Raw genomic sequence first — 12,891 nt, 5'->3', positions numbered from 1 at the left:
AGTGTATTGGACAATCACGCATTCAGCGTCAGACTCAACGTTGGGAATTCAACCCAGGTATCGTCGTCAGTCTCATTCTCAAAATTAACGTTCACCCTCAGATCAAACTGATCACCCAGTTTCTGCTCATTCAAGATTCGCTTATCGAGCCTGACCACGACTTCGCCATTGCCCACCTCCTCACCACTCACAAGTTCACTGCGTAACAACTCGACAAGCGCACTGCCATTTTTTTTCACGCCGCGGTACAGAACGTTGAGCCGCTGCCCCGGCGCCATGAATGCCCAGTCGCCCAGCCGCAGCGTGGCACCTGCCCCTGGCACTGCAGCCAGCGATAACGTCGTGCCGCCCGGCGCTTCATCGCATTGAATGATCGGGTATCTATTGGTCAGCAACGGCAAGATCCGCAGTTGCACAGGCGGCGATTCCAGCGGGGGCAGGTGGTCTCGCAGCACGCGGAACAACACCGGAAACCGCTTGGCCGCTGCACTGGGCGTCGCCTCCATATTGGCGGCCACTGCAGTGGCAGGAACAGCGAAGCGGAACGGTGGGACACTCCCCTGCGGCAGTGTGTGTTCGTATTGCCCTGCCTTAGAGCGCCCTTGCCAGGCCAGCTGCAGTCGCTCACCCGGACGCAATCCAGGGTCGGGCGCGGTGACAATGGCACCGGTAGTGGCAAGCTCAGCATCAAGCCACATGTTCGGTTCGGGGTTTTCCAGGTTCCCATCCTGCACGACAACAGGCCGCAGATGGCGTGGCTGCAGCACTTCGATGTCCAGCAACTGACCGCTCAGGCCCAACCCTTCGCGCCCAACCTGATAGCCCATCGCCAAGCGCGTAGCACCCTGGAGCACCGAGGCATCCAGTTGAACACCCTGCACTCCAACGGCCAGCGTAGTCAGGTCGGCACGTAGCACCGCAGCGCCCGGCTCATCGTTGACATGCAGCAATGTCCAGTCAGCGGTATGCAAGCCTGGGTATGCAGGCACACGCACCATCAAACCATCAGGGAACATTTCAGGATCAAGCGATCCACCGGTGTAGCCTTCGATCTCAAGGGCAGGCAGAAGCGCTGGTTCAGTGGGAATCGAGTCAATCCAATAGGTTTGGACTGGCCCCTCGAGCGGTGTTGCACTACCGACAAAATCAATCTGGTAATGAACTTGCGCACTGCCCTTCTTGATGAAGTTGAACTGCCCTTTGGGCACCTTCCAATTCAGGCTGTAACCGATAAGGTCCTTCTCTACCTTCAGCGCATAGCGCTTCTCCTCATCGAAATCACCACTGGCTTCGTAACCGCGAAATACCAATGTCACCGTGTCCCCTTCTTGCATCGCCGCATAGGGCGGCGCTACGAAGGTGGCACCGCTGCTGCCCAACGCATCGGGGTCGATATGCAGGGCATGGGATTCGACGGCTTGGGTGACGGGCATGTGCTCCATGCGGTGCGGCCGTACGCCAACGAAACTGAATGTGCGCAGCGATTCGGCAGGGCTGCCGCTAATGCGCTCATAGTAATAAAAGGCATAGCCTTGATCGCCCTGGCTGACATAACGATTGCCAATCAATACGCGCAGGCGTTTTTTGAGCGGGTCAAAATCTGGTTGCTCAACTTCAACTACGGTACCTACCGAATCCAGGGCTTCTCCCGTGGCCGTGGCGCCCCGCCAATGAATCCTGAGTTGATCGCCTTCGGCAATACCATCGTACTGGATGTACGTTTCTAAATCGTCATCGCCCAACTCCTCCAGGTCGATTTCGTCATACGCATTACGGATTTCAATGAAAGGTGCAGACAGCAACTCTAGGCGGTTTGCTATAGGGGGGGCTCGCATGAAAAATCGCCTTACTCAGATTGACTTTCCCTGAGTTATAAGCCCAATCAACTGCCGCACCAACTGGTAAAAGTAATAGGTAGGCTTTGGCCTATCACACTATTGAAATAAACGCACCTGACAGTTTTACCAGGTCCTTCCTGTCATTTTTACCAGGTGCTCGCGGCCACACAACCTTTTAGGCTGATAGCGCGTTTTCCCGATAATGGAAAAAACCACTCACAAATTCCGCCATAGGGCATTACGATGGAATTATCAAGACGCAACATCCTGATACCCGCAACGCTTGCCATCCTCAGTGCCACTCTGAACATGCAGGCATTAGCCAGTGACCCGGTCGACCCGATCGGCGGTGTCACACTGATGAGCAAAAACAACGAGCCTTGCAAAATGATTCCACCCGCAGAGGGCTCGGGGCTAACGTACAATTACGCGACAAACAGCCCAGCTTATAGTTGTTATCCCGCCACTGCGCGCAGCGTTCAATTTGACCGTCTGCCTTCAGCCATGGAAATCATCTTCTCCTCGCGCCCTGACTGTAATACTCAAGCCGCTGAAGATAATGAATACTGGATAAAATTCAAAACCACGGCCACCAATACAGGGTCCCCTCACATTTATTCATTTGAAGAACTTCAAAACTACGCCAAGAACCAAATCATCTTTCGCGGCCTGAAGATTGTGGACAAAAAACAAGCGCCCGGAGACCGAATGCGCGATGCGACGAGCTGTGTAAAATTCACTGCATCCGGCAACATTGACACGCCTGAAGCCCTGGACTCGCTGACACTTGCAGACACCACCGGAATACCTGCCGGACCAGAGCACAGGGGCGACGAACGGGTCTGCTTAGGGTCGTCGATGATCTATGAGCGAAAGCACTCAGGTGACGAAACTAAAGATACCTCTTATGGCTGCCGTCTGGCTGAACACTACGAAATCCGCGATCGAAAATGGTCTGTAAGTTTTCGCGAGTCGGGGCTCGACCCCGAGGAGGCTAGCGCAACCCCGTCAGCCAAAGACAAGCGTTACATCTATTTTACTTGCCCCATCAATACCGTGATGACTGGCCGCCAGCACACTGGGGATGAAAATGGTAACACGAGGTATCAATGCGCTTCTCTGGTCGACGCGAATAATGGCCGAATTGTGCTAGTCGAACCCACACAGTGGTCGCCCGAGTTCGAGGAGAGCAGCAAAATTTACGAAACATGCCCCACTAACCAAATCATGATAGGTCGTGCGCACAAGAATGATGAGAAAGGTGAAACCCGGTACCTCTGCGCAACACTTCGTCCTGCCGCACAATAAAGGAGGGCACTGATATGTCCACGACCTCAACTGCACAATCCAACGCCTACAACTTCAGCACTTTCGTGCAAAACAGTGTGGATCCGCGCACCGGGCAGTACACCTTGGCCATCGTGCTGCCAGAATTGGTAGGTAACGATCAGATGGGCCCTATGTTGCCACTGCGCCTTAGCTTCAACCCAATGAACCATCTGGACGCGGGATTCGGCCACGGCTGGAGCCTGAACCTCAGCCAGTATATGCCTGCCAGCAACCTGCTCAGCCTGCAGACCGGCGAGACCCTGAAAGTCACCGGCAGCGACATAGGCGACGGTACTGGGCTTGCAATGGACGAGCGCAAGCTGGAAAGCTTCCACCTGCACCAGGAAGATGACGAGAACTGGCGTGTGGAGTACAAGAATGGCCTGGTGGAATTTCTCCAACTCAAAGGCCCCAGCAACCGGCGCGTTGCCTTGCCGGTTCGTATCGAAGCAGCGTCAGGGCACGGCATCACCCTGAACTACGATGACGATTTCAACCAGATACCCTGCCTGACCAGCATCGTTGACGGAAATAACGAAACGCTGCTGAAGATTACATACGACAGTGGCAGCGTAATGTTCGACCTGTACCCGAACGTCGACAGCAAGACACTGGCCGCGGCGCGTTACGAGGTCAAACTCGAGAAGCGCGGCACCCCGGCGCTCAGGCTTGCGCGCCAGGTGCTGCTACCGGCCGAGCAAGGCGCCGGCTGGGCATTTGATTACCAACACATCGAGTATGATAAGGAGCTGGGTCAGAACCTGGCGCTAATGCAAAAAGTCACCACCCCCTTTGGTGCAGTGGAAACCGTCGAATACTGGGTCGCAAACAATGGTCACCGGTTCCCCAACGACGCCCGCCCGCCCTTGCCCCGGGTCAAGCGCCTTGCCGTCGACCCGCGCTTCGATCAGCCGGTAATGGTCACCACCTACCAATACACCGACAATAACTATCTCGGCCGAGGGGCCAGTGGCATCACATGGCGCGATGATGGCCTGGACAATCTGTACCAGTTCACCGGCCGCGATTTTGAATATGGCTCAACCGTCAGCCATTGGCTCAAGGCCGCCGGTGACACTTCACCAGGCGATGGCAAGGTGCTGCGCACCGTTACCCGTCGCTATAATCGCTTTCACCTGATGACCCACGAAACCGAAGCGCAGAACGGCTGCGTGCAGGAAATCTACACCCAGTACCACGAGCAGGAGGGGCTGGAATTCGCCCGTCAGCCGGCTTATTTCCAGCTGCCGCACAAGGTGACCCAGCGCTGGATGTTCGAGGACGGGGCGACGTGGCCCCGCGAAGAAACCAAAACGACCATCTTCGACGAGCATTGCAACTTGCTCGAAGAGATCGAGCCCGACGGTACCCGCACGGCATACACCTACTACCCCATCGAAGGCGAAAATGAAACCATCGACGGCAAAGAGCAAGTCGCCTGCCCAGCCGACCCACAGCACTTCGTGCGCCGAATCAAGTGCAAAACCACCTACCCTGCTAGCCAAGCAAATGGTCAAGCGGCAATCCTGCGCAGCCATTATCGCTACAAAGAAATAGCCCCTCTCGCTAACGCGCGCAAAACCTTCGGCGAAGCGGTGGTCAAGGATCAACGTACCTTGCAACTGGCCAGTGCGGACGAAAACGCCGCCACTACCTTATTGCAGCACTCCGAACTTACCTACCTTGAAAAGCCGGATAACCACCTGCTGCACATGCGCCAGGACAGCGTGCGCCAGACCATGAAATACGGCGACGACCCGCTGAAGGACAGGACCACAACCAGCACATCGTTCTATAGCCTGATCAACGACGATGACGGCCAGCAGAGCCTGCTCCAACTTCGCTCCACCATCAAGGGCCACGACCTGATCGAACGCGTCTTGTACAGTGCCACCTCCCGATACACCGGCCAGTTGTTGCGCCATCAAGACAGCAACGGTGTGTACAAGCATCTCTACTACGATGCCTTGCGCCGCCTGGTCCGCGAAACCGTGGCCCCCAATACCGAGTTCGAGGCATCGCGCACCTACGATTATCATTTGAGTGTAAATGGCTCCCAGCCAGCACAGGCTGCGACCGACGTGCAGATGGTTGTTAGTACACTATTGCTCGATGGCCTCAACCGCAATGTGGGCGAAACGCGCAACATTGATACCGCCAACGACCCGCAAAACCCCGTGCGCAAGACATTCCAGGTATCGAGCAAGCAATACGATAGCCTAGGGCGCCAAAGCGCTGAAACGGTCCATGACGAATTCGATGACAATCAACGCCTCGAACTGACCACCCGCTTCGAGTACGACGACTGGGGCAACCTGAGCAAGACCATTGGGCCTGATGGCGTCATTTATCGTCAGCAACGCACACCCTTCGGCGAAGACGGTGACATCATCGAAACCTGGCAAGAGCGCGCTGATGAAGGTACGCCAGAACAACCAGTGAAACGCCAGCGGCTGGTAACGGAACTGAACCGCTTTGGCAAACCCGTTTATGAACAGCGCATTGATCTGGACGGGCAAGAGGTGGGCAGGCGCGATTACCTGTACGACGGCCTTGGCCGTAGCGTGCAGGAAACACGTACCCAGCGCGACCCGCTGAGTACGCCAGCCGCGCTCAAAGCGCCTCTGCGCCATACCTGGAAGTTCAGCTACGATGTCTGGGGCCGCATGGAGCGCAACGAACGCCCCGACCAGAGCGCCTTGCTGCGCAAGTTTGCCGACTTCACCAGTGACGAACTTACTACGCGGCTGGAACTCGAAGGCGATACGATACCTATCTGCACACGCACCTTCGATGGCCTGGGCCGCATGAGCACACTCGCAGTAGGCCAGCGCGTAGAGCGCTATGACTACCAGGAGGGGCGTACACTGGTGCACCAGCATCACCGCAGTAGCAAACGCACCCATACCTACAGCTATCAACCTGAAGTCACGATCCAGCCCACCCAGATCAGCACCACCCTCACCGAGGAAAATGGGCAACTAACGACAAGCATCGACAACCCGATCTTTGCGTTCGAGCGCCCGGACGCTGCCATTACCTCGGCCACCAACCTTGAGGGCACACGCACCTACCACTACACCGACCAGGGCTTTCTGCTGCAGGAAAGCTGGCAGGATGACCCGGCCAACAGCTTCACCAACGATGACCACACCATCAATTACCGCTACTCACTGCAAGGCCGCCTCTTGGAGCGCAGCAGTGGCGAAGAAAGCACCGTTCACCACTATGACCCACTCGGCCGCCTGCAAAAAACCCTGCGCGGCAAACTCGAGGCCAGCTTTGAATACGACGATGATGGCCGGCTGAAAAAAACCGAGACCGTGGACCATCACAGCGAACGCAAGGTCACGTGCGAACAGCAGTACGACAGCTTCGGTCGCGAGGTGCAACGCACCTTGACCCTGGACGACGGTACGGTTCAGGTGCTGGAGCAGATCTGGCGTGACGACGATCAACTGCACACCCGTACCCGCCACCAGAACGGCGTGTTACTGCTTGAAGAGCTTTTCGCATACGACGGCCTGGATCGCCTGGAAAGTGTTGAATACAAAGGCTCGCAATTGCCCTGCAACACCGCCGGGCGCGCCATGACCAGCCAGATCATGCGTTTCGATGAAAGGGATCAACTGACCCGCTGCAACACCACCTTTGAAGACGGCGAAACCAACAGCGCCCGCTTTACCTACAAGCCCGATGGCAGCTGCCAGCTCGAGCGCGTGACCAACAGCCTGCAGCCGGACTACCCGGCCGACCAATCCTTCAGCTACGACGCCGATGGCAACATGCGCAACGATGAATGGGGCCGCATGCTGCACTACGATGACCGCAGCCGCCTGATCGAAGTTCGCGCCAGCGATGATAAAGAGGTCCTTGCCAAGTACCGCTATGATGGCCATGACCACTTACTTGGGGCTAAGCACGGCAATGCCGCCGAGGTGAAGCGCCGCTACCAGGGCAATCGCCTCGACGCTACTCTCGACAATGGCGTGCTCACCCACTATCAGTATTACGGGGACACCGCATCGGCCATGCAGGTAGACGGGCAACCGGGCGACACACGCCTGCTGCTGACCAATGCCAATGGCAGCGTGGTTGGCGAGTATGCCGACAGTGGCCTGCACAATACCCGCTACAGTGCCTACGGTGAGCGCACCTTGGACAATGAGGATGATGAAGAGAAGCACCTGTTCAGCTTACTGGCGTTCAATGGCGAGGTGCGCGAAGCCGCCTTTGGCTGGTATTTGCTGGGATGCGGCTACCGTGCCTACAACCCAGGCCTGATGCGATTCCACAGCCCAGACTCGCTCACCCCTGAGCAATCGGGCGTCAATCCGTATCTGTACGTATTGGGTAACCCGGTCAACTGGCGCGATCCCACCGGGCACTACGCCGAGAGCTACAACGACCCGCTCCCCCCCGTCATCGATCCAATCGCTAAACAGGCCAAGCCATCCTTCTTGGATAAGTGGCAAAACGTGCTGTTCGCCGCAATAGGCATAGCCGTCGGCCTGGCTTTCGTAATTGCCTTTCCACCTGCTGGTCTAGGCATTGGAGTAGCCATCGTTGGTGGTGCTCTTGCATTTGCTGGGCTAGGTGTGACGGTTTACGGCACATTGACCAATAACGATCGCGCTAAACAAATAGGCATGATCATGTCCAATATTGGTGCTGTGTTAATGTCGCTCGCCCAAGTAGTCACCAGGTTTTCCAAAGGGGTCAAAGTTAACTTTAACTTTAACTTTGCCAGCAAGGGTGGAGCTAAAACTTCTACAGCACCTCAGCAGAATGGCCCAACCACTGGCGACGCTGCCAATAGTCCTGTGGAAACAAGTGCTCAGCCAAGCGAGGCGGCTTCTTCATCTAGTGGGAGCGTGCGCTCATCAGTCTCATCAGCCCCACCAGACTCACCAGCCCCTCAATTCTCAAAAGCCACACAATACCCAGAGGTTCCACCTGTCAATCATGACGTTGATGTTATCAAAAAGGTGGCACCAACCCCTCCGCCGAAACCGAAACCGAAACCGGCACCTGCCAACACCAACCAGGAGAGTGTGCCTGCGACATTCTTCCGACGCGGTCCCTTCAAAAGGCATATCCGTATGGTACCAGCCATAAATCATCCAGATTCTAAAACTGCAGGACTTGACTGGTCAGGGGCTGCTCTTTTCGGAAGTGAAAAAGGCGTAGTTGTGGCGGAGCTTTAACTTGTCGCAATAACTTCATACTGGTACCTACAGAGCAACACACCTCTGTTCTTCAGGGCCCTACGGGGCCCTGATTTTTGACGCCCTGCCACTGCAAACTTTTCCCTACCTCAAAAAGAAACCACCTACATCCCGTATCGCCATTAATTCCTATCGTGCAGCCCTTCGTTCCCGCTGCCACGGCCGACCTGCGCAAAGGCCAGGCCCGTCGCCCCCGATAGGTAAACGTCCATGCCCCCCTTCCCCCAACGCTCACGCATGCCATCCCGCTTGCGCCTTGCGCCGTTGCTGGCGCTGGGTGGCACCAGCCTGCTGCTGTGTGCCCACCGGCCAGTGCTGGCGAGCTCGCCAGCACCGCTGTTCAACGCCAGCTTCATGCGCCAGGCCCCCGGCGAGTCGGTCGACGCCGCGCAGCTGGCGCTGCAGTCACTGGCCGATGGGGAAGCCCTAGCACCCGGCCGTTACCGCGTCGGCATCACGCTGAACCTGGACTACCTTGGCGAGCGCGAACTGGACTTCATGCCCGGCCTCGGCCAGCAAGGCCTGCAAGCGTGCCTGTCGGCTGAGCTGCTGCGCGAATTCGGCCTGCGCGAGGAGGCTTTGGAGCAGCCGCTGGATGAAAGCATGCCCTGCCAGGACCTGGCCAGCCTGCTGCCTGATGCCAGTACCGAACTGGACCCTGGCAAGCTGCAACTGGCCGTTTCGCTCCCACAGTTCGCCCTGCGCCGCAGCAATGCCAACGCGGTACCGGCCGAGCGCTGGGACGCCGGTATCAACGCCGCCTTTCTCAACTACCAGGTTGCTACCCAGGCCCTCAACCGCCGTGAAGGGAGCCAGGCCAGCCATGACTTGCTGCTCAACAGCGGCGTCAACCTCGGCGCCTGGCGCCTGCGCACCAGCCAGGCATTTCGCGACGACGGCCAAGGCGAACGCAACTGGACCCGCAGCAACACGTATTTGCAACATGACCTGCCTGACAACCACGGCAATTTCACCCTGGGTGAAACATTCAGCCAAGGCGAGGTCTTCCGCAGCCTGCCATTCAAGGGCGTGCAGGTGGCCTCTGACATGGGCATGCTGCCTGACGTGATGCAAAGCTACGCCCCGGTCATCCGTGGTGTCGCACAGACCCGGGCAAAACTGGAGGTGCTGCTCAACGGTTACCCCATCTACACCACCTTCGTCGCCCCTGGGCCCTATGAGATAGACGACCTGGGTATTGGTGGCGGCAGCGGTGAACTGGAAGTGGTGCTGACCGAAGCCGACGGCCAGGTACGCCGCTTCATCCAGCCGTATTCGAGCCTGGCCAACCTGCTGCGTCCTGGCGTGTGGCGCTATAGCGCCACCTTGGGTCGCTACAATGGCGCCGAACACCTCGACACCCCACTGCTGTGGCAGGCGACCCTGGCCCGCGGCGGCAGCTGGGGTACTTTGTATGGCGGCGTGCAGGGCGGCGATTACTACCGCGCCGCACTGCTCGGCATGGCCCGCGACCTGGGGAATCTGGGCGCGGTGTCGCTGGATATCACCCAGGCCAGCGCCGACCTTGGCGAGCGGCTCGGCCAGGTGCAAGGCCAAAGCTACTCTGCCCGCTACGGCAAGACCTTCAGCACCGGGACCAACCTGCGGTTCGCCGGCTACCGCTACTCGAGTGAGGGCTACCGCGACTACGACGAGGCTGTACGTGAACGCCACGCCTACAGCGGTTACCTGGGCAACCGCCGCAGCCGCCTCGAAGCTTCGGTATACCAGAGCCTGGGAAACCATGGCTCGCTAAGCCTGACCCTGTCCCAGGACGACTACTGGGGCAGCAACCTGCAGCGCAGGCAGTACCAGCTGCAGTACACCACTCAGTACCGCAACATCAATTTCAACCTGTTTGCCTCGCAATCGCTGGCCAGCAACAGTCGCCAGGACCGCCTGTTCGGCTTGAGCATGACCTTGCCGCTGGACTGGTTCAACGGCGCCAGTGCCACGTTCGCCACCCAGGCCAGTAATGGGCGTCAGAGCCAACGCGCCAGCCTCAGCGGCGGCGCCCTGGACAACCGCTTCAGATACACAGCGTCGGCCACCCGCGACGCCCAACAACAGACCTCCGGAGCACTCTCGGTTGGTTACCAGGGTGCCAGGGCCAACATTGGTGCCGGCTACACTCAAGGCAACGACTATCAGTCACTCTCGGTCAACGCCAGCGGCGCCCTGTTACTGCACGCAGACGGCCTGACCCTGGCCAGCCAGCTTGGTGAAACCAATGCCTTGGTCGAGGTCCCTGGGACGCCTGGCCTGGGGGTGCAAAACGCCCCAGGCGCCAGCACCGACAGCGCAGGCTTTCTGATCGCACCCCACCTGCGCCCCTATCGCAACAACCCATTGCACCTGGAAACCGCCAACCTCGGCCCACAGGTGCAGATCGACAACGGCAGCACCCAGGTAGTGCCCCGCCGCGGCGCAGTGGTCAAGGCAAGCTTTTCTGCCCGCAAGGTCAGCCGCCTGATCCTGACCTTGTTACAGGCCAACGGCAAGCCGCTACCCTTCGGCGCCCGAGTCAGTGATGAGCAGGGTCAGGTGCTGGCCGTCGTTGGCCAAGCCGGCCAAACGCTGGTGGCCACCGATGACAAACCTCAACTGTTGCGCGCGCAGTGGGGTGAGAAGACCTGCTTGGTGGCCATTGACCCTCACAGCATGCGCGAAGAGCAAGGCTACCACCTGAACACCCTGCAATGCCCGCAACCCACCACAGACAGCCCCCGGGACCTTAACCCATGAAACTATCCACCTGCGCCTCGTTGCCCCCCCTGTGCCTGGCATTGCTGGCCAGCGGTGAAGCATTTGCACTAGCGGCCTGCGACTGGTCGGGCGGCGTTAGTGGCGAATTAGTGCACAACCTCGATCTCAGCTCCAGATATGTAGCCCGCGATGCGCCTATCGGCTCCGTGATCGGCCAGGCCAACGTGCGCTATAACCTACCTAACGAAACTGGCACTCGGGTAATTTGTACCAACTTCGCAGCCCTGGGCCCGACCCTTACAGCCCGTGTGGACAATACCCAGCCACTGTTCACCGGTTCGCTGCCGCCGGTTAACGGCGAAGACTTGACCGGTCGAGTGATCGAGACCGGCGTCGCCGGTGTCGGGATTCATGTGCGCCTGGACGCCCCCTATCACGGCGCAGGTGGCTCGCCCGACAATGCGTGGACCTACATCAAATGGACGTCGGTCCCTTGGCAAGGCTATGCTGACCACGATCCCGGGCCTACCGGCATCCAGTTGAGCAACCTGCGTGCATTCATTACCCTGATCAAAACCGGCCCCATAGCGCCCGGGCCCCAGTCATTCAATGGCGTGCAGCTGTTCAGTGGCACCTACAGCGACGTGGGTACAGTCATGCGCTATCACCTGCACGGCACGGTGACCGCCGCACAGTGCACGCTAAGGGCTGATGCGGTCAACCCGGATCCGGTCGACCTTGGCGCACATGAGTTGAAGGCATTCGGCAAACCCGGTGACGTCACCAAAGCGATCCCCTTCCAGATCAGGCTGAACGACTGTGAGAGCGATGCGTCTGGCGGCACCCAGGCTTACGTTCGGCTCGACGGAGCCAATGGTTCGACTCCGATCGACGTCGACAAGGGCGTATTCAGCCTGTCCAGCGGTTCGGGGGCTACCGGCCTTGGCATCCAGGTATTGCAAGCGGACGGCATCACCCCGTTTCGGCTGGAAGAAGACATTGCCGTAAAACCGCTCAGCCCCGGCGACATCGCCCTGGATTTTCAGGCCCGCTATTACCAGACCGCCCCCACCGTCACTGCTGGCGACGCCAATGGCGCGCTCAATTTCACCATCACTTATCGCTAAGACCCGGCCAGCCTTAAGCCCTGCTTTGAGGTTGGCGGTTTTATTGGAACAGCGGGCGTTCCCACGCAACAACATCTGCTCGTAAAGTCGAGCAGGTGTATATCGATACCCAAGGGCCAGCTCAGCCATCGATCCGCTACGCCAACTGCGCGCAATCGCTGTACTTAGAGATGCACTCAAGGTTCGTGGCTGCCGTTGGGTTGAGGCAGACTGCGCTGAAACGAAAAAAAGACGCCGAAGCGTCTTTTTCAAGGACTTACAGAATTCCAAGGAACTCTGAAGATCGATAATTGGAGCGGGAAACGAGACTCGAACTCGCGACCCCGACCTTGGCAAGGTCGTGCTCTACCAACTGAGCTATTCCCGCATTGTGAAACCTTTACCGCTTTTGGCGTGAAGCGCCATGAAGACCTTCACCACCACTGCACCGCATAGACGCCACAGTATTTAAACTGGAGCGGGAAACGAGACTCGAACTCGCGACCCCGACCTTGGCAAGGTCGTGCTCTACCAACTGAGCTATTCCCGCATTTGGCGTCCCCTAGGGGACTCGAACCCCTGTTACCGCCGTGAAAGGGCGGTGTCCTAGGCCACTAGACGAAGGGGACACACGACACTTTTCAGTGCACCAGGCTTGAACCTCACGATTCACCCTGGATTTTC

General features: G+C 58.2%; 5 protein-coding genes and 3 tRNA genes. 4 read left to right on the top strand and 4 right to left on the bottom strand.

Going from position 1 to position 12,891, the window contains the following annotated elements:
* Positions 1-14 precede the first annotated feature (14 nt).
* Positions 15-1,835: a hypothetical protein gene (locus tag HU725_RS06805; protein ID WP_186476643.1), complete on the bottom strand. Its 1,821-nt coding sequence runs from the start codon at positions 1,833-1,835 to the stop codon at positions 15-17.
* Positions 1,836-2,081: 246 nt separating this feature from the next.
* Here HU725_RS06805 and HU725_RS06800 point away from each other — a divergent pair, with 246 nt between their 5' ends.
* The 4 genes from HU725_RS06800 (at position 2,082) to HU725_RS06785 (ending at position 12,228) form a co-directional block, all read left to right on the top strand.
* Positions 2,082-3,146, top strand: coding sequence for a hypothetical protein (locus HU725_RS06800; protein ID WP_186476642.1), 1,065 nt, complete (start codon positions 2,082-2,084; stop codon positions 3,144-3,146).
* A 14-nt stretch (positions 3,147-3,160) separates the two neighbouring features.
* On the top strand, positions 3,161-8,374 hold the full coding sequence (locus HU725_RS06795) for an RHS repeat-associated core domain-containing protein (protein WP_186476641.1): 5,214 nt from the start codon (positions 3,161-3,163) through the stop codon (positions 8,372-8,374).
* Between the two features lie 231 nt (positions 8,375-8,605).
* The gene (locus HU725_RS06790; protein ID WP_186476640.1) at positions 8,606-11,140 is read left to right on the top strand and encodes a fimbria/pilus outer membrane usher protein; all 2,535 of its coding nucleotides are present in this window, start codon (positions 8,606-8,608) and stop codon (positions 11,138-11,140) included.
* Complete coding sequence (locus HU725_RS06785; RefSeq protein ID WP_186476639.1) at positions 11,137-12,228, top strand: fimbrial protein; 1,092 nt, start codon at positions 11,137-11,139, stop codon at positions 12,226-12,228. The genes HU725_RS06790 and HU725_RS06785 overlap by 4 nt, the downstream gene beginning before the upstream one ends.
* Positions 12,229-12,519: 291 nt before the next feature.
* On the opposite strand, the gene HU725_RS06780 is transcribed toward HU725_RS06785, so the two are convergent.
* From HU725_RS06780 to HU725_RS06770, 3 genes are all read right to left on the bottom strand, one after another.
* Positions 12,520-12,595: transfer RNA gene (locus HU725_RS06780), tRNA-Gly, on the bottom strand.
* Positions 12,596-12,681: 86 nt separating this feature from the next.
* Positions 12,682-12,757, bottom strand: a tRNA-Gly gene (locus HU725_RS06775).
* Positions 12,758-12,760: 3 nt separating this feature from the next.
* Positions 12,761-12,836, bottom strand: a tRNA-Glu gene (locus HU725_RS06770).
* Between the last annotated feature and the right edge of the window lie 55 nt (positions 12,837-12,891).

The sequence above is a fragment of the Pseudomonas promysalinigenes genome (genome assembly GCF_014269025.2).
Taxonomy (GTDB): domain Bacteria; phylum Pseudomonadota; class Gammaproteobacteria; order Pseudomonadales; family Pseudomonadaceae; genus Aquipseudomonas; species Aquipseudomonas promysalinigenes.
The sequence above is the reverse complement of the archived record's forward strand: the minus strand, read 5'-3'. Positions and strand labels throughout refer to the sequence as shown.